Raw genomic sequence first — 19418 nt, forward strand, 5'->3', positions numbered from 1 at the left:
CTCCCATTAAAGGCTCGCGTCGGGATGCCGGACGCGCCTCTATTATTAGAAAATTTCAATCAGAGAAGTATAGCGTCGAGAGTGCGAAAAAAAAGTCCCCACACCTTTTAAGGAGTTCCGGCCGGGGAACCGGCCAAACCTCTAATTGACATAGTTTTTTATAGCGTTAATCTTTTCCTCGTGTTCATTGGAACATTCGACGGCACTCCCATCGGCCCTGGCGGTTCTCGCACCTGCCTTCCCCAGCGGGAAGGAAGCGGAGTTGGAGAACGGATATGAAAGATCCCGTGGAAGGCGGTTGGTCGCGCGGCGAGACCTTCGAGGAGTTTCTGTCGCGGCGCGGCGTCAGCAGGCGCGAGTTTCTCACCTTTTGCGGCAGGATGGCGGCCTGCTTCGCCGCCGCCGCGGCGCTCCCGGGGGGCTCCCATGCCCTGGCCGAGGAGATGGCGCAGAAGCTCTCGGGCGCCAGACGCCCAAGCGTCATCTACCTGCAGTTGCAGGAATGCACCGGTTGCCTGGAGAGCCTGCTCCGCTCGGGGAGCAGCCCCATCGACCGGCTGGTCCTGGAACAGGTCTCCCTGGATTACAACGAACTGCTGATGGCCCCTTCGGGAAGCGCCGCCGAAGAGGTCCTGCGTGAGGCGGCTGCGAAGCCGCACCTGCTCCTGGTGAACGGGTCGGTCCCCCTGGGATACGACGGGGCCTGCTGCACCATCGGCGGCGATTCGGCCGCCAATATCCTGCGCCGCGCGGCGCAGAAGGCGGACGCCATCATGGCCGTGGGCGCCTGCGCCGAGTACGGTTGCGTCCAGGCGGCCTCCCCCAACCTCACCGGCGCAGTCGGAGTCTCAGACGTCATCACCGACCGCCCCGTGGTCAACATCAGCGGCTGTCCCCCCATCGCCGAAACCATCACCGCCACCCTCACCTACTACCTCGCCTACGGACACCCCCCGCCCCTGGACGGCATGGGGCGCCCGCTCTTCGCCTACGGCCAGAGGATCCACGACAAGTGCCCGCGCCGGGCCAGCTTCGATGCCGGGCAGTTCGCCGAGCGCTTCGACGACGAGAACGCCCGTCGGGGACACTGCCTGTACCGCCTCGGCTGCAAAGGTCCCGCCACCTTCGCCCCCTGCGCGACGCTTGAGTGGAACCTGGGACAGAGCTTCCCGATCAAGGCGGGACATCCCTGCCTGGGCTGCACCGAGCGCCACTTCTACGACCGGATGACCCCCTTCTACCGCAGGCTCCCCGGTTTCGTGGTCCCCGGCCTGGGGGTCGAGGCAACCGCCAACACCATCGGCGCCGCCGCCGTGGTCGCCTCGGTGGGCGGCGTGATGGTCCATTCGGCCGCCACCGTGATCGCGAAGAAGAGGGCGAAGAAAGCCCAGCCGGAGACCCTGCCGCTCGCGGTACTCGGGGACAAGGAGAAGCCGGAAGAAGAGGGAGACAAAAGGGCGTAACAGCTTTTAGAGCTGATATTCGGCGTCTTTGGTTTTGAACACCAAAAGGAGGTCGCGATGGCCCGCGAGCGTATCGTCATCGATCCCATCACCCGAATCGAGGGGCACCTGCGCATCGAGCTGGAGAGCGAGGGGGGGAGGATCGGCAACGCCTGGGCCTGCGCGACCCAGTTCAGGGGGATCGAAAGGGTGTTGCAGGGGCGCGACCCGCGCGACGCCTGGGCCTTCGCGCAGCGCATCTGCGGCGTCTGCACCGGCGTGCACGCCATCGCGTCGGTCCGCGCCGTCGAGGACGCCATCAAGTGCAAGATCCCCCCCTGCGCGGAACTGATCCGCAGCCTGGTCTCCGGGATGGCCACCCTGCAGGACCACGTGATGCACTTCTACCACCTGCACGCCCTGGACTGGGTCGACGTGATGAGCGCGCTCAAGGCCGACCCCGCCGCCACCTCCCGCCTGGCAGCCTCGCTCTCCCCCTGGCCCAACAACTCGGCAACCTGGTTCCGGGAGGTGCAAAAGCGGGTGGCTGATTCGGCCGGCGGGGGGCTCGGCATCTTCGCAGGGGGGTACTGGGGACACCCCGCCTACCGCCTCCCCCCCGAGGCGAACCTGATGGCGCTCGCCCATTACCTGGAGGCGCTCTCCTGGCAACGCGAGATCATCCGCCTGCACACCATCTTCGCCGGCAAGAACCCGCACCCGAACTACCTGGTGGGGGGCATGGCCTGTTCCATCAACCTCGACAACCAGATCGCCATCAACCGGGTGCGCCTGGACGAGATCGCCGGGATGATCGACCAGGCCAGGCGCTTCGTGCTCGAGGTCTACTACCCGGACGTCCTCGCCATCGCCTCCTTCTACCCGGAATACGCGGCCATCGGCGTCTCCTCACCCACCCTCCTCGCCACCGGGGAGAGCGCCTACTCCTGCTCGGGCGCCCCGGCGGGAGGGGTGGTCCCGGCCGGGCTGGTCTTGGACGGCGATTACGGCACGCCCCACCCCTTCGATCCCAAGAAGATCGCCGAGTTCATCTCCTCGGCCTGGTACAGCCAGCCCGAGGGGGACCGGCAGGGGCTCCATCCCTGGCAGGGGCGCACCGAGCCGAACTACACCGGCCCGAAGCCCCCCTTCAAAGAGCTCTCCGACCACCCCAAGTACACCTGGTGCAAGGCGCCGCGCTACGATGGGCGCGCCGTGCAGGTGGGACCCAACGCCCGCATCATGGTCGCCTGCGCGCAGGGACACGCCGAGACGGTCGGGCTCGCCGGCGAGGGGCTCGCCAGGCTCGGCGGCGGCGTCGCCGCGCTCAATTCCACCCTGGGACGGACCTACTGCCGGGCGCTGGAGTCGGTGCTCCTGGCCCGGCGCATGGACCAGTGGTTCGCCCAGTTGAACGAGAGGATCCGGTCCGGTGACGTGGCCACCTTCAACCCGGAACTCTGGGAGCCCTCGAGCTGGCCCCGCCAGGCCCAGGGAACGGGTTTCATGGAGGCGGCCCGCGGCACCCTGTCGCACTGGATCGAGATCGAAAACGGGCGCATCTCGCGCTACCAGGCAGTGGTCCCCAGCACCTGGAACAGCTCCGGCCGCGACCCCGGCGGCCAGATGGGGCCCTTCGAGCAGGCCCTGGCCGGCGACGGCAAGCACCCGCTCTCCGACCCCAAGCGCCCCATCGAGGTGCTGCGCACCATCCACTCTTTCGACCCGTGCGAGTCCTGCGCCGTGCACCTTCTGGTGCCCGGTGGCGGCGGCGTGGAGGTAAAGGTGCAATGAGCCTCTACCAGATCCCGGAATCGGAAATCCGCATCGAGCTTGGCGACCCGGTCCCCTTTGCCGGGAGGAAGCGGCGCGACCTGCTCATCGCCGCAGCCCTTGGGGCTCCCTTCGGGACCGCGGACCCGGTCGACCTGGCGCTTTTGAGCGCCGCCTCCAAGAAGGAGGACCTGCGTCACTACGAGCAGACCGGCTTCACCCCGCTGGAGCCGCAACTGGCCCGGAGCGTGGCCCGGGTGCGGCGGGTGGATTCCGGCGAGGAGGCGCTCATCGCCCGCGGCGAGGTGGACACCATCCTCTACCTCTGCCACCCGGACGAGGCGACCCGCTACCGCGCGGAGCTCCAGGCGGAGATGCAGATGACGCACGGCTTCCGCGCGCTTGGCGTTGGGAGAGGGAGCATTGCCGCCGACGGCACAGAGCGGTGGGAATTCCTCGGCTACATCCCGGTGCGGGCCACCAGGCAGAAGAGCCGGCGCAGCGAGGAGCCTCGGGATTTCTACTACGTCCCGGTGTGGGACTGGCAGCTGCGCGTGCTGCACTGGCTGTCCGTGTTGTTGATCGTCATCCTCTCCCTGACCGGCCTGCTGATGGGGAGCAGCCGGTTCGTCTACGGGGTGACCGACGGCTACTCCAACTATCTGAGCTGGTTGAGGCTGACCCACTTCGTGGCGGGGTGGCTCCTTCTGTGCGCCGCCATCCTGCGCATCGCCGGGCTCTTCCTCGCCTCCAACCGGTTCCAGCGCTGGTACGCCCTGTTCCCGGTGCGGCTGCGCGACCTGAAGAACCTGCTCCAGGTGGCGCAGAACTACCTCTTCTGCCGCTTCGATCGTCCCCCGCACTACATCGGTCACAACCCGCTGCAGCAGGTCGCCTACACCGCCATCTTCGGGGTCGGGCTGCTGGCGCTTTTCACCGGGTTCGCCCTGTACGCGCTCTACTCCCCCGACAACTGGTTCTTCGGTTACCTGGTCCGGTTCGACAACCTGGTCGGGGTGCAGTATCTGCGCCTGGCCCACCAGCTGATCATGTGGATCTTCCTCGCCTTCATTCCCATCCACGTCTACCTTTCGGTCCGCGCCGACACGGTCGAGCGCGAAGGCGCCCTCTCCTCGATCGTGAGCGGCGGCCGCTGGTGCCGCAAGGGGACCAGGTTCGAAGACGCGGATGCAATTGACGATTGACGATGGACAATGGACAACGACAAGCGCCCGAGAAGCAGGTCCGCAGCATCCCCTCTCCCCACGGAGTCGGGGTGAGGGGTAACTAAAAAGGCCGCACCCCTTGGGGGTGCGGCCTTTTTGCTGCGTCCTTTGCTATCGGGGCATCAGCGCCAATGAATGCAGCTCACCGGGCAGACGTCGATGGCGTCACGTTGGATCTCGTCCTCGGAAGCGCCGGCCGGGTCATAGGCCTCTGCCTTGCCGTTGTCGGCAAACCGGAACACTTCCGGTACGTTGTCGGTGCAAAGACCACAGCTGATGCAGACGTCTTGGTCGACCCAGGGTTCTTTTGCCATGGTGATACCTCCTGTTGTTTGATTGTGAAGACCCCGCTAGATGCTATCCTCAAGCCTTTTCCTCTGCTCTTCCAGTTTCTCCTGTGCCTTTTCCAGCGCCGTCAGCAACATCTTCTTGGATTCCTTGGTCAGGCTTTCCTTCTCCTTCAGGAAATCCGCGGCGCGGTCGCTGGCACGCTCCACGAAGTCCGAAACCGTCTCCGCGAAGTCGCTCACCGCATCGTTGGCCTTGCCCCCGACGTCTTCGGCCAAGGAGGCGAGGTACTTCCGCGTCTTCTTGCCGGCCTGGGGAGCGAGTAACAGCGCGAGCCCGGCTCCGATCAGTCCCCCCACCACGAGCTTCACCATGCACCCTCCTTCGCAGCACTCTTTGTGTCCCATACCGTCTCCTCCGTCCGCTGGTTTTGACAACAGCCGTAATACTACCAACAAAATTAACTTCGTCCAACCGGGCTGCCAATTTCCCCTTCCACCTTCTCATGAATCTGTGTAAGATATCGTTTCGGCTCGAACTTCAGATGCAGGAAGGTGGCAAAGCCATGAACGTGGAACAGATGAAGATCGTGGTGAAGGAGATCCTCTCCAAGACCGACCTCACCCCCTGCGTGGTGGGACACCGCGGGGTGGGCAAGAGTGCGGGGATCCTCCAGGCCTGCCGCGAGCTGGACCGGCGCTACGTCTCGCTGCGCCTGGGACAGATGGAAGTGGGCGACCTGGTCGGCATCCCGTTTCGAAGCGGCGACGTGATGCAGTGGTCGCGCCCGTCGTGGCTGCCGGGGGACGAGGAGCTCCCGACCGTGATCCACTGCGACGAGCTGAACCGGGCCCAGCAGGAGGACACCCTGCAGGCCATCTTCCAGTTCGTCGAGCCCCCCGGCGAGGGGATGCTGCGCGCCATCCACACCCATACCCTTTCGCGCCGCCACAAGGTGGTGGTCAGCATCAACCCTCCCGACGGGAGCTACCAGGTGGCGACCCTTGACCGCGCGCTCATCGACCGCATGGTGATGCTCTTCGTGGAGACCGACTACCAGTGCTGGGCACGCTACGCCCAGAGGCGGGAGTTCGCCGGCGAGGTGCGCCAGTTCCTCGCGGGAAACCACGGCTTCCTCGCCAAGCAGGGGATGCCGATGGATATGCAGGTGGAGCCGAGCGAGCGCGCCTGGGAGATGGTGAGCGTGCTCAAGAAGAACTGCCGCTTCCCGGCCGAACTGGAGATGGAGGTCTACTCCGGGATCGTCGGCAAGGAGGCCGCCATCGCCTTCATGCGCTGGCTTTCCGACCGCAAGGGAAGGCCGGTGACGGCGGACGAGGTGCTAAACGACTGGGCGGGCGTGGCCGGACGGGCCGAGGCGCAGCGCGACGACGTGCAGGCCGCCACCATCAACGACCTTTCCGCCCTGCTCCAGGTCTCCCCCGGACTCAGCGAGGAGCAGGAAGACAACCTCGTATCCTACATCGCCGTCCTGCCGCGCGACCTCCGCTTCGGCTTCGTCAAATCGCTCCTGAAGATCCCCGAAGTGGCGCTGCTTTTGGTGAAGGACAAGCACGACGCCGTCATCTTCGACGCCATGCAGGCGATCAGCCAACAGGCGGGGTAACCGGTGTCACCCGGCACGCTGCAAAACGCCGTGGTGCGGCTTTTGAAGGAGCGCCCCTTCTACGGCCACTTCCTGCTCAACCTGCGCCGCGAGGAACGCCCGCTCAACGGGAAGGCCGCCGGGGTAACCATCCGCAACGGCACCCCGACGCTCGCCGTCGATCCCGCCCCCTTCTCCCTCCTCAGCGCAACCCAGCAGCAGGCGCTGCTCGAGCACCTGGTGAAGCACCTTCTGCACCTGCACATGCTGCGCGGCAAGGGGAGGAACTCGCACGACTGGGACCTCTGCTGCGACTTGGCCATCAACCCGGACACCCCGGGACTCCCCGAAGACGCGATCTACCCGAACCAGTTCGACCTACCCGACGGCCTCGCCGCCGAGGAGTACTACCGGCTGCTGGTGCGCCCCTTCGACGTCGGCAACCTCTCGGGAAGCGGTTTCGGCGACGAGGCGCAGGAGGTCGAGGGGGCCTCGGGGGCGGGCAGGGATCCCGCTGGGGCCTCCACGCTCGACGATCACGCCATCTGGAGCGACGCCGACAGCACGCCGCTGCCGCTGGCCGAGGAGATGCTGCGCGCGGTGACCCGGGAGAGCCTGCGCGGCAGCGACGGCGAGGCCCCGGCCGAGGTGAGGGGGGTGGTGGAGGCGATCCTACGCCCCTCCCCCATCCCCTGGCGCCAGGTGCTCCGGCAGTTCGTCGCCACCGCGGGGAGGATCGGCAGGAAGAGCACCTGGATGCGCGAGCACCGCCGCTTCGAGCACGACACCCCGGGTTCGCGCAAGCGGCACCGCCTGACACTCCTGGTCGGCATCGACGTGAGCGACTCCACCGACATCGTCGAGCTCAGGGAGGCGTTCGCCACGGAGCTGCTGCAGATCGCCCGCGGCCGCGACGCCGCCATCACCGTGCTCTACGCCAACAGCAGGATCCAGCAGGTGGAGGCGTTCAAGGGGAGCGCCTTCGTGCCGGAACGCTACGACGGCGGCGGCTTCACCGACCTGCGCCCCGTCTTCGAGTACGCGAAGACCATGCATCCCCTCCCCGCCGCGGTGATCTACCTCACCGACGGCATCGGCCCGGTACCGGAGCAGATGGAGCTCCCGACCCTGTGGGTCCTGACCGCGGAGGGGGAGAAACCGGCCCCGTGGGGCATCGAACTGAGACTGGAGGTGTGACGGATATGGAAGAAACGACGCCGGTGCCGATGACCGCCGAATCGGTCGGAGAGATCCTGAGGGAGGCGGGCGCCCAGGTGATGGTGCGCTCCGGGCGCAGCGAGAACTACAGCGCCCCCAGGGAATTCTCCTTCGAGGTGAAGGCGATTTTCGAGAACGGAATGGGACTGCATGTGGTGGCGCGGCAGTTCAACTACCGCGACCCGTGGGAAGCCGAGGGAAGGATCAACGAGCTGGTCGACGTGATGCTCTTGCGCGACGGCGCGCTCACCCCGCTCCCCAAGGGGTACCCCTATTTCCAGGGGATCGACGAGGAGTGCGGGCTGGACGAGACGATGCTGCGCGAGGTGATCGACTGCGTGCGCAAGGTGAATCCCAAGCTGTACCTGTTGCAGGAGATGACCGGGGATCTGTAATTAATGGCAGTGCACCGGTTTGATTACTCTGCCCGCGGTGTTAAACTGTGTCAATGATTCGTGACTCTGTCATAAAAAAGTCCTTTTGACTTTCCAGGGCATACAGATCTGCATCAGAAACAATCGGAATTTGCAGGAGGTACGCGATGAAGCTGGCCGCAGTCCTAGCTGCTCTTATCTCTACTCTTTGCGTTGCTGACGTTACAGCATCGTCAGCCGAACCGCTGAAGTTCGGCGTCGCGGCCATGATCTCGCCGCAGGAAACGGTGAAATACTACCGGCAGATCATCGAATACGTGGGCAAGCGACTGGGACGACCGGTCGAGATGGTGCAAAAGCAAAATTACGACGAGACGGACAGGCTGCTGGAAAAAGGCGAGCTGAAAATGGCCTTCGTCTGCTCGGGGCCTTACGTGATGGACAAGGAGAAGTTCGGCGTCGAGCTCCTCGTGGCGCCGCAATCGTACGGGGAGCCCTTTTACTACGCCTACATCATCGCGCACAAAAGCAGCAACGTCACCGACCTGGCGCAGCTCAAAGGAAAGAGCTTCGCCTTCACCGACCCCAAATCGAACACCGGCAAGATCGTCCCCACCTACATGATCGGCAAGAGATTCAACCTCCCCCCCGAGAAGTTTTTCGGCAGGATCATCTATACCAAGACCCACGACAAGGCCATCGAAGCCGTAGCGAAGAAAATCGTCGACGGCGCCAGCGTGGACAGCCTGATCTACAACTACGCCGCCAGCAAGGACCCGCGTTTCACCAGCCAGACCAAGATCATCGCCAGGTCACCCCGCTACGGCATCCCTCCCATCGTCACCCGCAAGGACATCGACCCCGCCTTGAAGGCGCGCGTCAGGGACATCTTCCTGAACATGCATAAGGACCCGGAGGGGAAAGCGATTCTCTCGGCCATCAAGATCGACAGGTTCATCGTCCCCAGGGATGCCGACTACGACTCGGTTCGCGAGATGGAGAAGTGGCTCAGGATGAACATCAAGTAGGTATCCGCCCACAAGGGAGCCCGCTTCGGAAACCGCAGGGGGCGCCGCCAGGGGAAGGCAGGTATTCATGGGGTGGTGGCAGATCAACAATCTGAGTCTGCGGCGAAGGTTTTTCCTCCTTTCCTTCAGCATCATCCTCGTTTTTTCAGTGGCCGTGGCGGCAACCCTGTTCGCCGCCCAGAAGAACAAGCTTGAGCGCTCGCTCGAGAACAAGGGGAGAGGGCTCGCGAGGTATGTCTCGTCGGTCTGCACCGACGCGCTCATCCTGAAAGACACCCTGCAGCTGGATGCCCTGGTCGCCGAAGTGCACGACGACGAGATCATCTACACCGTGATCGAGGACGAACGGGGAAACGCCCTCACCACCGCCGTCGCCAGCCTGAACAGCTCCCGCGCCAAGCTAAAGCCCTACCTGGACAAGCTCCCCCCCGACGCTCCCATCGGCACCATCATCGCGGCCCTGAAAAAGGACCTGGACGTCGTGGAGTTGTCCCAAACGATCATGGTCGATTCATCGGTGCAGGGGGCGGTGCGGATCGGGCTCAGCAAGCACAACATCCACGCGCAACTGCTGCGGCAGACCGCCATCATCCTGGTGGGAATGCTCTTCATGTCGCTCACCCTCGCCATCACCCTGAACGTTGCCGCGAACCGGCTGGTGCTGCGCCCGGTCAGCGAACTGGCCCGGGTCGCCGACCAGCTCACGGCGGGGAACATGGCGGCCAGGGTGACCTCCTCCTCGGTCGGCGAAATCGAAACGGTTTGCAGAAGTTTCAACCTGATGGCGCAGCGGCTGGAGGGCGACATCGCCGAGCTCAAGCGCGCCGAGGCGAGCGTGCGTCTCGCCCAGGAGTCTCAGGAAGCCATCCTGAACTCGATGCCGGACCTCATGTTCCGGACCGACCGGGACGGGGTGATCAAGGAGTTCCACTCATCGGCCATGAACCTCCTTTACCTCCCGCCGGAGCAGTTCATGGGGAGGAGCATCCCGGACATACTGCCGGAAGAACCGGCCCGGATCATCATGGCGGCCTTGGCGGAGGCGGAGAAAAACGGCTCTCACAGAGGGGCCGTATATTCCCTCGCCTTGCCGCAGGGGGAGATGTGGTTCGAACTTTCGGTCACCGCGATGGGGACCCCCTGCACCGGCTTCATAATGCTGGCCCGCGACGTCACCGAGCGCAGGCGCATGGTCGAAGAACAGCAGCAGCTGGAGAAACAGCTCCTGCATTCCCAGAAGCTGGAAAGCCTTGGGGTGCTGGCCGGAGGGATCGCCCATGATTTCAACAACATCCTCATGGCCATCATGGGCAACGCCGAACTTGCCCTCATGCGGACCAACAAGGAGTCGCCGGCCATAGGCAACCTGCGCAGCATAGAGCAGGCCTCGGCCCGCGCCGCCGACCTGGCGGCCCAGATGCTGGCCTACTCCGGCAAAGGCAAGTTCATCATCGAACATCTCGACTTGAACCGCCTCCTGCAGGAGATGCTGCACATGCTCGAGGTTTCCATCTCGAAGAAGGCGGTGCTGCAATTCGATCTCGCCGAGTCGCTTCCTCATATCGAAGCCGATACGACACAGATCCGCCAGGTCATCATGAACCTGGTCATCAACGCATCCGAAGCCATCGGGGAAAGAAACGGGACCATCTCGGTGAAAACCGGCAGCATCGAGTGCGACCGCAGCTACCTGAGGAACGTGTGGCAAAACGAGGAACTTCCGGAGGGGCTCTACGTATATTTCGAGATAACGGACACGGGCTGCGGCATGGATGACGACACCCTGGCCAAGCTGTTCGATCCCTTCTTCACCACCAAGTTCACCGGTCGCGGCCTGGGGATGGCGGCAGTCCTGGGGATTGTCAGGGGGCACAAGGGGGCCATCGTGGTTTACAGCGAGCCCGACCTCGGGACCACCATCAAGGTGCTCATACCGGCCAGCGACCAGCGGGCAGAGCCCGCAAGGCCCCAGCCCAGGGCTTCCGTGCAGTGGCAAGGGGCCGGGAACGTCCTTCTGGTCGATGACGAGGAGACCGTGCGCAACATCGGGTCGGAGATGCTCAAAGAACTGGGCTTTTCCCCGATAACGGCCAGCGACGGTAAGGAAGCGCTCGAGGCGTACCAGGCCACCCCCGGCATCGGGGTGGTCATCCTGGACCTGACCATGCCCAACATGGACGGCGACCAGTGCCTGAACGAACTGAAAAAGCTCGCCCCCGGCGTGAAGGTCGTCATGTCCAGCGGCTTCAGCGAGGTCGAGCTGAAACAGAAATTCCTGGGCAAGGAGGTCGCCGGGTTCATCCAGAAACCCTACAAGCTCTCGGAACTGAGGGAGATCCTGAGAAACGTCAGTCCAGGCACCTGAACACGCCGGAACTCCAGAGGCAGCTGCCGCAAGGCTCGGTGTTGACGTAGCAATCCTGGTCGAAACGCTCTGCCTGCACCAGGTCGCAGGGGGAGGTGTTGCACTCGGCGCAGGAAGGGTAGTCGTGACGCACGACGTTCTCGCGGTAGCCGCGGAACCTGGGGCTGTTCCAGATCTCCATCACGCCGCGTTCCTTCACGTTGCCGAACACCCAGGGGTGCACCGGGTGCTGCCAGCCGTTGGCGTAGGAACTGCAGTGGTGCCACAGGTGGTAGCAGGGGTGCATGCCGCCGTCCCAGGAGATGAAGGCGCTCCCCTTCTCTATGAAGCTGCAGCCGCGCTTCTCGCGCCGGGCTATCTCCGGCAGCCGCAGGTCGATCCCGGTCCTGCGCGCAACCTGCGCAGCCTCCTCGAAGATATCCTGGCTGTGGTGGATCTTCGGCATATCCAGCGTAAAAAGCCTCTTCAGGTCCAGCGTGATCCCCCGCTGCTGGGCATCGGACTTCATGGCCGCCACGAAATCGATGATCTGCCTGTCCTTGTCGGTCTTGCGGTAATTCCAGAGAACCTCGAAATAACGGCGGATATCGACCCCCTTTAGGTCGGCCTTGCTCTTCCAGCTCTGGAACAGGGTGATCGCCTCGTCGGTGCAGATGTCGTAGCTGCACTGCTGCAGGTGCGGTTCGTCGAAGGGGTGCAGGTGGGAGACCAGCGCGAAGCTGACGCCGAACTCGGCCGCCCAGGAGAGCGCCGCGGGAAGCTGCCCCAGGTTGTCGCGCATCACCACGAACTCGACGCCGATCTCCATGTCGGGACGGCGGCAGGCGGTCTTGGCGGCGCCCAGGGCGTTGAGGGCGTGCTCCAGGTCGACCAGCTGGCTCCCCGAGCGGATGGAGCTGAAGGTGTTGGCGTCGACACCGTCCATCGAGAGGCAGATCCGGTCCACGCCGGCGTTCAGAAGCGACACGGCGCGCAGGTGCGACAAAAGCAGCCCGTTACTCTGGAAACCGATCCAGCTTCCTGCCGGCATGAGCTTCTTGGCGCGGCTTATGAAGTGCTCCAGGCGCGTGTTCAGTAGCGGCTCGCCCACGCCGTTCAAGACCAGCGATTCCAGGTTGGGGAGCGCCGGTTCCAGTTCGCTGAAGGTGGCGAGGTCGAGGTCGCCGTCCCTGTCCCGGCTGCCGTCACCGTTCTGCTTCATGCACATCACGCAGTTCAGGTTGCAGCGGCTGGTGGTTTCCACGAACAGCTTGGAAGGGTATTCCCGGAAGGCCGGCTCGTTGGCCGGCATGAATTCTGACAGCGCCGCTGCGTTGGTCTGCATCTATCGATCCTCGTCTTAGTCGCGTGTGTGCCTTCCCAGGTACGGGAGGAGGTTCGACTACCCCCTCGCCCCCCGGGAGACGACCGGACCGGGGAGGTGCCGCCCCAATCAAGACGTCCCGTCCGGCCGTTCCCGGGAGGCGAAGAGTTCGTGTGGAGCCGGTTGTCGCTGTTTTTGTTCCAGCCCGCCCCCCTAGCCCCTGCTTATCCCTAACCCAGGATTTTTCCTTAGGCTTTAAGCCCCTCGGCCACCAGCTCCGCGATGTCCTTCACGTTGGTGCCGCCGTTGGAGCGATCCTTCAGGCCGTCTTCCATCATGGTCATGCAGTAGGGGCAGGTGGTGCAGATGGTGCTCGGCTTGCCCGCCAGCGCCTCGTTGACCCGGTTCAGGTTGATCCTCTCGCCGAGATGCTCCTCCATCCACATGCGACCGCCGCCGGCCCCGCAGCAGAAGGAATTCTCGCGGTTTCTCTCCATCTCGGCCGGCGCGCTCCCGGTGGCCTGCGCGATCACCGTGCGGGGCGCCTCGTAGACCCCGTTGTGGCGGCCGAGGTAGCAGGAATCGTGAAAAACGATGTTGCCACCCTTCTTCTCGTGGTGGTCGAGCTTCAGTTTCCCCTGGGCCAGAAGCGACTCGATGAACTCGGCGTGCGGGATCACCTCCAGCTCCAGCCCGTACTGCCGGTAATCGTTCTTGAGCGTCGTGAAGCAGTGGGGGCATTGGGTGACCACCTTGGTCACACCCTTTTCCTGGAACTGCGCCACGTTCTCCCTGGCCATCTTGTCGAAGAGGTACTCGTTCCCCAGCCGGCGCAGGCTGTCGCCGCAGCACTTCTCCTCCTTGCCGAGGATGCCGAAGGAGACACCGGCCGCCTCCATGATCCGGGTCATGGCGAGGGTAACCTGCTTGCTGCGCGAGTCGAAGGATCCCGCGCACCCCACGAAGTAGAGGTACTCGGTCTTGCCCGCCTCGAACTGCCGCACGTCGCGGCCGCCGGCCCACTTGCCGCGCTCGCCGGGGGCGATCCCCCACGGGTTCGAGCGCTGCTCCATGTTCTCGAAGAGGTTCAGGAGCTCTTCCGGGAAATCGGCTTCCATCTGCACCAGGTGCCGGCGCATCTTGGTGATCTTGGGCATCTGCTCGATGAAGACCGGGCAGGCCGCCAGGCAGGCGCCGCAGCTGGTGCAGGACCAGAGAGCGTCGGGCCTGATGCTCCCCTCGGCGTCGCCGATCACCGGCACGGTGGGCTCGCCGCCGCGCTGCAACAGATCGCCGTTGGCCAGAAGGTTCACCTTGATGTCGTGCATCACCAGCCGCGGGTTGAGCGGCTTGCCGGTGCTGGCGGCCGGGCAGGATTTCTCGCAGCGGCCGCACTCGGTGCAGGAGAAGGAGTCGAAGAGATCCTTCCAGGTGAAGCGGTCGATGCTCCCGGCGCCGTACACGTTCCCCTCGACGAACTCCTCGCGCGGTTGCGTGTTCGGGGCATCGAGCCCCTTGAAGAAGCAGTTGGGGATCGCGGCCAGGATGTGCATGTGCTTGCTGTAGGGAAGGTAGTTCAGGAAGAACAGGAGCACGCCTGCGTGCAGCCACCAGGAAACCTGGGCCACACTCTTCAGCGTCTCCCCCCCCTCCCCCGAAAGAAGCGAGGAGAGCGCCCGTGAGACCGGCATGGACTGGGCGGCGCCTTCCGCGCCCAGGGCGATCTCGGCCGCGTGGAGCCCGAAGTAGGCGAGCATCAGCGTGCCGATCATGGAGAGGATGCCGAAGGCCTCGCCGGTGCGGGCTCCCTCGTAGGGAGGCGCCACCGCCCTCCTCACCAGCGCGATCGCCACGGCGGTAAGGGCGCAGAGCGAGACCACGTCGAACACGAAGACCAGCGGCAGGTAGAGCGCCTGCGGCAGAACTGCCGAAAGCCTGGCCGCAGGGAATACCCCCGCCACCAGGAACTCCGTGTTGGCAACGGCCAGGATCAGGAACGACCAGAAGATGAAGAGATGGTTGACGCCGAAGGGACGGCTCACCACCCTCTTCTGGAGGAAGGCGAACTCGAACATCCCCTGCAGCCTTTCCGGGAGGCTCGAGAAACGGTCTTCGGCGGCGCCGACGGCGACGAGGCTGAAACGGCGGTAGCAGCTCCAGGCGAAGATCGCGCAGGCTGCGGCCAGAAGCGGTGTGAAGATGACAGGATCAGGTTGCATATGCGTGTCCTTGTAAGTGTGATGGTAAGCGGTGGCGGTCGCTTGCTCCATTCTCCCGAGGCCCACTCAGCCCTCGCCCCCCGGGCTCGCCCACCGTAGGGCGCCGTCCGGAGGTGGGAGAGGGTCAGGGGGAGGGGGATGCCTCAACCCCACGTCGACGCATTACCACGGCAAGCGGTCCCCTCACCCCTCCCCTCTCCTCCCTGCGGGTCGAAGCCCTACGGCGGGAGAAGGCCCGAAGGGCGAGGGAGAGTTCCTGTAAGCCGGCTGCGACGGGAGAAGCCGTCCGCTACGCCGCTTTGCTGTCCTTGACCTCGACGCTCCCCTTGCTCGCCTTCATCTCGCGCAGGGCGGCGACAAGGGCCGGGACCACGTCGAACAGGTCGCCCACGATGCCGTAATTGGCCACCTCGAAGATGGGGGCTTCCTTGTCGCGGTTGATGGCGACGATCAGGTCGGAGTCCTGCATACCCACCAGGTGCTGAATCGCGCCGGAGATGCCGCAGGCTATGTAGATCTTGGGGCGCACCGTCTTCCCGGTCTGCCCGACCTGGCGGTCGCCCGGCATCCATCCCGCGTCGACTGCGCTGCGCGAGGCGCCTACCACGCCGCCCAACTCGTCGGCCAGCTCCTGCAGGATGGCGAAGTTCTCCTTGGCCATCATGCCGCGTCCCCCCGAGACGATGAACTCCGCGCCGGCGATGTCGACGTCACCCGCCTTCTTGTCGCGGATCACCTCGAGCACCTTGGTGAAGATGTCCGCCTCGGAGATAGGGAGGCTGGCCGGTACGATCTTGCCGCTGCGACCCGGCATCTGCGCCGGCATCGGCATCACGTGGGAGCGCACCGTCGCCATCTGGGGACGGAAGCGGTCGCACATGATGGTCGCCATGATGTTGCCGCCGAAGGCCGGGCGGGTCTGCATGAGGTTGCGCTTGGCGTCGATGTCCAGGCCGGTGCAGTCGGCGGTGAGGCCGGTCTTGACCCGGGTCGCCACGGCGCCGGCCAGGTCGCGTCCCATGCCGGTCGCGCCCATGAGGACGATCTCCGGCTTGAACTTGTCGATCAGGTGGCACAGGGCGTCCAGGTACGGGTAGGTGCGGTAGTGCTTGAGCACCGGCTGGTCCATGAGGTAGGCCTTGTCCGCGCCGTAGCTGAAGGACTCGTGGCACAGGTGCTCCACCTGGTCCCCCATGACCACCGCGCAGAGCTCGACCCCCAGCTTGGCGGCGAGTTCCTTACCCTTGCCCATGAGCTCCCAGGATACGCGGGCCGCCTCCCCCTCGGTCTGCTCCACGAAGACCCAGACCCCGCGGTAGGCCGCCACCAGCTCGCGGCGCGCCAGCTCGTCCGGGTCCGCATCCTCTTCGGCCAGCTCCTGCTGCCCGGCGAGCTGCGCCAGGATCTCCAGTTCCTCGGGGGAGTAGAAGATCTCCAGGGCCGACCCAGGGCAGGCCTTCACGCACTTCAGGCAGCCGATGCACTTGGAGAGCTCGATCTGCGGCTCGCCCCCCTCGCTCATCTGGATGCCGTCCACCGGACAGCTGCTCTGGCAGCGCGCGCCGCAGGCGATGCACTTCCCCTCGATCAGGCGAACCTTGCCCCGCGGCTTCTTCAGTTTGGTTTTGGCTTCAGCCATCAGCTCAGTCCTCTCGTTAATAAATTACACAGCGCCGACAGGTCCTCGTACCCTTCCCCGATGGGGAGGTTTTTTGGGGGGGAGCTCCTGCTCCGGTCGGCCTGGCGATTACACCGCCAGCATGTCGCTCGCCACCAGCTTCTCCAGCAGCAACCGGGCGGTCCCCGCCGGGTCGCCCATGCCGTCGCCGATGATCTCGCCCGCGGCACGCTGCGGCGAGAAGATCCTGCTCACCCAGGTGGGAGACCCCTTAAGGCCGACGCTGTTCGGGTCCAGCTTGAGTTCGTTGTTGTCCCAGACCTTCACCTCGGCCTTGGCCGCCTTGAGCCGCATGGGGACTGTCGGGTAGCGCGGGCGATTCAGCTCGCGCACCACGGTGATCATGGCCGGGAGCTTCGCCTCCACGATCTCGTAGCGCCCTTCCAGCTTGCGCCGGACCCTTATTTTCTTGGACAGGAAGTCCAGGTGCTCGATCCGGTCCACCAGCGTGAGCTGCGAGAACCCGAGGCGTATGGCGATACCCGGGCCCACCTGGGCCGTGTCGCCGTCGATGGTCTGCTTGCCGCAGAACACGATCCCCACCTCGTCCTCCTGGGCCAGCTTCCTGATCGCCGCGGCCAGCACGTTGCTGGTTGAAAGGGTGTCCGCCCCGCCGAAGGCGCGGTCCGAGCAGAGGATCGCCTCGTCGACGCCCAAAGCCAGCGCCTTTCTCAGCGTCGCCTCGGTGTTGGGCGGCCCCATCGAGAGAGCGGCGGCCTTGAAACCGTAGCGGGCCTTCATGCGCAGGCTTTCCTCGAGGGCATGGGTGTCGTAAGGGTTGACGATGAAGGGAATGCCATCGCGCACCAGCGTGTTGGTGACCGGGTCAATCTGCACCTGGGTCGTATCCGGCACCTGTTTGATGCAAGCAACTACGTACATGCGAACTCCTCTCCTTCACAAACAAACATTGACCGAAAAGCTTCCACCGACTTTCAGCCACAGTTCATCGGCTCCACCAGGTCCATTGCGTCCGCCGGGTCCATCAGGGTTCCGGTGGCAGTTCGGCGCGAGGCACTGGTGGCTGGCGGCTTACGCCTCCATCCGCCGGGAAAGTTCCCACTGCTCACGGAACAGAGCGAACGCCTCGCGCATGATGAAGGAAGCCTTCTTCCCCCTCTTGTCCATCAGCTTCTGGATTGCGTCCCGCTCGTCGTCGCTCATACGGATCGAGATGATGTTCACTTTTTTCTGGCTTCTGTCCTTCATGACTTCTCCCCTTCTTTAGACATCCTGAAAATATGCTGCGCTTAAAGCAGCTCGATCTTGTCGTCGGGGCGCACCACCCCGCCGCTTACCACCGTGGCAAAGACACCTTCCTTGGGCATGACGCAGTCGCCGGCCTGGTAGTAGATGGCGCAGCGGGTGTGGCAGACCTTCCCGATCTGGGAGATCTCCAGCACCACCGGCCCGATGCCGAGCCGCGCGCCGATCGGGAGGTGCATCAGGTCGATCCCCCGCGTGGTGATGTTTTCCGCGAAGTCCCCGGCGCCCACAGAAAGCCCCAGTTGCACCATCTTGTCGATGCTCTCCTGGGCGAGGAGGCTCACCTGGCGATGCCAATCCCCCGCGTGACCGTCACCGATGATGCCGAAGTTCTCCCTAAGGTGCACCTCCGGCGCCGCCTTCTTTCTCTCGCCCTTGTTGCGGCTTATGTTGACCGCCACTACCGATGCGCTCATAACTTCCTCCATGTGAGCCGGGTAGTCAGGGGGACAGGCACCTGCGGAGCCAGTCCCCTGTACCCCGTTTTTTCGCTAGCCCCTGGCCCCTAGTCCCTAGCCCCTGCCTTTACCCGCCGATCCTCGACATGTTCACCACCGACTGCTCGGCCCCTTCTTCCGCGATATGGTGCCTTCCCGGCTTCTGGGTCACGATGCGACGCAGGGTCTGCTCAAGCGCTTCGGGGTCCCCGGAGGCCAGAAGCGGCTTAAGCTCCGTCCCCTGGTCCGAGAAGAGGCAGCCGCGCACCCGGCCGGTCGCCGTGATCCTGATCCGGTTGCAGCTCTCGCAGAAGTGGCCGGAGACCGGGGTGATGATCCCGATGGCGCCCGACGCCCCCTGTATCTTGTAGTTCCTGGCCGGTCCCGCCATCTCCGAGCTGACCAGCGGCAGGAGCGGATAGCGCTCGCCGATGGCTGCGAGGATCTCGCTTCCCGGCATGCTCTGGGCACCCCACCCCTCGTCCTTCAAGGTCGGCATGTACTCTATGAAACGGACCGTGAACGGCTTTTCCAGGGTGAGCGCCGCGAAGTCCAGGATCTCCTGGTCGTTCACGCCGCGCATCACCACCATGTTGATCTTGAGCGGGCCGAACCCCGCCTGCTCCGCCGCTTCGATCCCGGCCAGCACCCGGTTCAGGTCGGCGCCCCGGGTGATCCTGGCGAAGGTTTCCGGCTGCAGGGAGTCGAGGCTGATGTTGAGCCTGGCCACCCCGGCCTCTTTAAGCGGGCGGGCCAGCTCCTCGAGCAGCAGCCCGTTGGTGGTCAGCACCAGTTCCTTCAACCCCGGCAGCGCCGACAGGCGCCCCAGGAAATCGACCAGCCCCCTGCGCACCAGCGGTTCCCCGCCGGTCACCCTTATCTTCTCTATCCCCTGTGCCACGCAGGCAGCGGAGACGCGATAGAGCTCTTCGTAGCTCAGCATCTCTTTATGCTCGAGCTTCGCCACCCCCTGTGCCGGCATGCAGTAACAGCAGCGCATGTTGCAGCGGTCGGTGACCGAGAGTCTTAAGTAGTTGATCCGCCTGCCGTAGGTATCGATCAGTGCCATGCCTTACTCCCTTCGGAAACACGCCTCGCCGTATACAAAGGCAATATCGATACCAATTGTCCCGATACGGAGCAAAAAGCGGGATCCGGCACTAATGAGGGAGGAACTAAGCTGGTGAATACATGG

General features: G+C 64.5%; 17 protein-coding genes. 8 read left to right on the forward strand and 9 right to left on the reverse strand.

Going from position 1 to position 19418, the window contains the following annotated elements; translation table 11 throughout:
* Positions 1-275 precede the first annotated feature (275 nt).
* From KOM00_RS13045 to KOM00_RS13055, 3 genes are read left to right on the forward strand one after another with little or no spacing between them, the layout of a single operon-like run.
* Positions 276-1463: a hydrogenase small subunit gene (locus tag KOM00_RS13045; RefSeq protein ID WP_216499376.1), complete on the forward strand. Its 1188-nt coding sequence runs from the start codon at positions 276-278 to the stop codon at positions 1461-1463.
* Positions 1464-1520: 57 nt separating this feature from the next.
* The gene (locus KOM00_RS13050) at positions 1521-3236 is read left to right on the forward strand and encodes a nickel-dependent hydrogenase large subunit (RefSeq protein ID WP_216499377.1); all 1716 of its coding nucleotides are present in this window, start codon (positions 1521-1523) and stop codon (positions 3234-3236) included.
* Positions 3233-4420, forward strand: coding sequence for a cytochrome b/b6 domain-containing protein (locus KOM00_RS13055; protein ID WP_216499378.1), 1188 nt, complete (start codon positions 3233-3235; stop codon positions 4418-4420). Before KOM00_RS13050 ends, KOM00_RS13055 begins: the two co-directional genes overlap by 4 nt.
* Before the next feature lie 143 nt (positions 4421-4563).
* Here the strand turns inward: KOM00_RS13055 and KOM00_RS13060 are convergent, their stop codons facing one another.
* Positions 4564-4755 (reverse strand): ferredoxin, encoded by a 192-nt coding sequence (locus tag KOM00_RS13060; protein WP_216499379.1) that lies wholly within the window; start codon positions 4753-4755, stop codon positions 4564-4566.
* A gap of 36 nt (positions 4756-4791) precedes the next feature.
* The gene (locus KOM00_RS13065; RefSeq protein WP_216499380.1) at positions 4792-5136 is read right to left on the reverse strand and encodes a YtxH domain-containing protein; all 345 of its coding nucleotides are present in this window, start codon (positions 5134-5136) and stop codon (positions 4792-4794) included.
* A gap of 158 nt (positions 5137-5294) precedes the next feature.
* Here KOM00_RS13065 and KOM00_RS13070 point away from each other — a divergent pair, with 158 nt between their 5' ends.
* The 5 genes from KOM00_RS13070 (at position 5295) to KOM00_RS13090 (ending at position 11320) form a co-directional block, all read left to right on the forward strand.
* Positions 5295-6356 carry a hypothetical protein gene (locus KOM00_RS13070; RefSeq protein ID WP_216499381.1) on the forward strand — a complete coding sequence of 354 codons (1062 nt, stop codon included), beginning with the start codon at positions 5295-5297 and terminating at the stop codon, positions 6354-6356.
* Positions 6357-6359: 3 nt separating this feature from the next.
* Complete coding sequence (locus KOM00_RS13075) at positions 6360-7532, forward strand: vWA domain-containing protein (protein ID WP_216499382.1); 1173 nt, start codon at positions 6360-6362, stop codon at positions 7530-7532.
* A gap of 5 nt (positions 7533-7537) precedes the next feature.
* On the forward strand, positions 7538-7948 hold the full coding sequence (locus KOM00_RS13080; protein WP_216499383.1) for a hypothetical protein: 411 nt from the start codon (positions 7538-7540) through the stop codon (positions 7946-7948).
* 146 nt (positions 7949-8094) lie between these two features.
* The gene (locus KOM00_RS13085) at positions 8095-8955 is read left to right on the forward strand and encodes a substrate-binding domain-containing protein (protein ID WP_216499384.1); all 861 of its coding nucleotides are present in this window, start codon (positions 8095-8097) and stop codon (positions 8953-8955) included.
* Positions 8956-9022: 67 nt separating this feature from the next.
* Positions 9023-11320, forward strand: a complete 2298-nt coding sequence (locus tag KOM00_RS13090) for a response regulator (RefSeq protein ID WP_216499385.1) — start codon at positions 9023-9025, stop codon at positions 11318-11320.
* Here the strand turns inward: KOM00_RS13090 and KOM00_RS13095 are convergent.
* From KOM00_RS13095 to moaA, 7 genes are all read right to left on the reverse strand, one after another.
* The gene (locus KOM00_RS13095; protein WP_216499386.1) at positions 11304-12644 is read right to left on the reverse strand and encodes a radical SAM/SPASM family putative metalloenzyme maturase; all 1341 of its coding nucleotides are present in this window, start codon (positions 12642-12644) and stop codon (positions 11304-11306) included. The genes KOM00_RS13090 and KOM00_RS13095 overlap by 17 nt on opposite strands.
* Before the next feature lie 227 nt (positions 12645-12871).
* Positions 12872-14842, reverse strand: coding sequence for a (Fe-S)-binding protein (locus KOM00_RS13100; RefSeq protein ID WP_216499387.1), 1971 nt, complete (start codon positions 14840-14842; stop codon positions 12872-12874).
* Positions 14843-15131: 289 nt separating this feature from the next.
* Positions 15132-16481: an electron transfer flavoprotein subunit alpha gene (locus KOM00_RS13105; protein ID WP_216499388.1), complete on the reverse strand. Its 1350-nt coding sequence runs from the start codon at positions 16479-16481 to the stop codon at positions 15132-15134.
* Positions 16482-16589: 108 nt separating this feature from the next.
* A complete protein-coding gene (locus KOM00_RS13110) occupies positions 16590-17402 on the reverse strand; it encodes an electron transfer flavoprotein subunit beta/FixA family protein (RefSeq protein ID WP_216499389.1) in 813 nt (270 codons plus the stop codon).
* Positions 17403-17552: 150 nt separating this feature from the next.
* Positions 17553-17729: a hypothetical protein gene (locus tag KOM00_RS13115; RefSeq protein WP_216499390.1), complete on the reverse strand. Its 177-nt coding sequence runs from the start codon at positions 17727-17729 to the stop codon at positions 17553-17555.
* A gap of 41 nt (positions 17730-17770) precedes the next feature.
* Positions 17771-18202: an MOSC domain-containing protein gene (locus KOM00_RS13120; protein ID WP_216499391.1), complete on the reverse strand. Its 432-nt coding sequence runs from the start codon at positions 18200-18202 to the stop codon at positions 17771-17773.
* Between the two features lie 109 nt (positions 18203-18311).
* The gene (gene moaA / locus KOM00_RS13125; RefSeq protein WP_216499392.1) at positions 18312-19292 is read right to left on the reverse strand and encodes a GTP 3',8-cyclase MoaA; all 981 of its coding nucleotides are present in this window, start codon (positions 19290-19292) and stop codon (positions 18312-18314) included.
* Between the last annotated feature and the right edge of the window lie 126 nt (positions 19293-19418).

Source organism: Geomonas diazotrophica (assembly GCF_018919385.1).
GTDB lineage: Bacteria > Desulfobacterota > Desulfuromonadia > Geobacterales > Geobacteraceae > Geomonas > Geomonas diazotrophica.

Bases quoted from the DNA above. Each gene is read 5' to 3' on its own strand.
- KOM00_RS13045 (WP_216499376.1), top strand. From the start codon at position 276: ATGAAAGATCCCGTGGAAGGCGGTTGGTCGCGCGGCGAGACCTTCGAG.
- KOM00_RS13050 (WP_216499377.1), top strand. From the start codon at position 1,521: ATGGCCCGCGAGCGTATCGTCATCGATCCCATCACCCGAATCGAGGGG.
- KOM00_RS13055 (WP_216499378.1), top strand. From the start codon at position 3,233: ATGAGCCTCTACCAGATCCCGGAATCGGAAATCCGCATCGAGCTTGGC.
- KOM00_RS13060 (WP_216499379.1), bottom strand. From the start codon at position 4,755: ATGGCAAAAGAACCCTGGGTCGACCAAGACGTCTGCATCAGCTGTGGT.
- KOM00_RS13065 (WP_216499380.1), bottom strand. From the start codon at position 5,136: ATGGGACACAAAGAGTGCTGCGAAGGAGGGTGCATGGTGAAGCTCGTG.
- KOM00_RS13070 (WP_216499381.1), top strand. From the start codon at position 5,295: ATGAACGTGGAACAGATGAAGATCGTGGTGAAGGAGATCCTCTCCAAG.
- KOM00_RS13080 (WP_216499383.1), top strand. From the start codon at position 7,538: ATGGAAGAAACGACGCCGGTGCCGATGACCGCCGAATCGGTCGGAGAG.
- KOM00_RS13085 (WP_216499384.1), top strand. From the start codon at position 8,095: ATGAAGCTGGCCGCAGTCCTAGCTGCTCTTATCTCTACTCTTTGCGTT.
- KOM00_RS13090 (WP_216499385.1), top strand. From the start codon at position 9,023: ATGGGGTGGTGGCAGATCAACAATCTGAGTCTGCGGCGAAGGTTTTTC.
- KOM00_RS13095 (WP_216499386.1), bottom strand. From the start codon at position 12,644: ATGCAGACCAACGCAGCGGCGCTGTCAGAATTCATGCCGGCCAACGAG.
- KOM00_RS13100 (WP_216499387.1), bottom strand. From the start codon at position 14,842: ATGCAACCTGATCCTGTCATCTTCACACCGCTTCTGGCCGCAGCCTGC.
- KOM00_RS13105 (WP_216499388.1), bottom strand. From the start codon at position 16,481: ATGGCTGAAGCCAAAACCAAACTGAAGAAGCCGCGGGGCAAGGTTCGC.
- KOM00_RS13110 (WP_216499389.1), bottom strand. From the start codon at position 17,402: ATGTACGTAGTTGCTTGCATCAAACAGGTGCCGGATACGACCCAGGTG.
- KOM00_RS13115 (WP_216499390.1), bottom strand. From the start codon at position 17,729: ATGAAGGACAGAAGCCAGAAAAAAGTGAACATCATCTCGATCCGTATG.
- KOM00_RS13120 (WP_216499391.1), bottom strand. From the start codon at position 18,202: ATGAGCGCATCGGTAGTGGCGGTCAACATAAGCCGCAACAAGGGCGAG.
- moaA (WP_216499392.1), bottom strand. From the start codon at position 19,292: ATGGCACTGATCGATACCTACGGCAGGCGGATCAACTACTTAAGACTC.